The organism is Streptococcus pluranimalium (genome assembly GCF_047785705.1).
GTDB classification, from domain to species: domain Bacteria; phylum Bacillota; class Bacilli; order Lactobacillales; family Streptococcaceae; genus Streptococcus; species Streptococcus pluranimalium_A.
On the sequence record NZ_JBLOJV010000110.1, the window covers coordinates 1 to 565 of the forward strand.

The 565-nt window shown below is 51.0% G+C and carries 1 pseudogene; it reads right to left on the reverse strand.

The features are described 5' to 3' along the window. Positions 1–565: pseudogene (locus tag ACMZ6Z_RS09565) on the reverse strand (YSIRK signal domain/LPXTG anchor domain surface protein); the annotation flags it as partial.

Consider the following 565-nt stretch of genomic DNA (forward strand, 5'->3'; position numbering starts at 1 on the left):
TGGCTTGCTTGGCGTTACCACTTTGACTGGGACAACTTCCTGCTTATCGGTCACACGAACAGTATTAACCGTTTCAACTGTGAGAGCGTCCTTAGCTTTCGGATTGTTATCCGTGTCATCTGGGATGCCATCGTTGTCGTCATCCTTATCCGTCACGTCTGGCTGACCGTCCTTGTCCGTATCACGGTCAATGGTCACGGTAACTGTTTCTTTAACCGGTGCATCATCAGCTGGGTTGGTGACAGTGACTGGAATCTCAACGGTCGCTGTTTCCGCAGTGCCTACGAAGACGATATCGGTTGGGGTTCCAACAAGCTGTCCTTGATCGTCGACACGAAGGCCATTGGTTTCTGTGCTTGCAATCACAGAGTTTGGCTTGCTTGGCGTTACCACTTTGACTGGGACAACTGCTTGCTTGTCAGTTACACGAGCGGTATCTACTATCTCAACCGTCAGTGCATCCTTAGCTTTCGGATTGTCGTCTCGGTCATCTGGAATACCGTCGTTGTCATCATCGTTATCCGTCACGTCTGGATCGCCGTCCTTGTCCGTGTCACGTTGGACG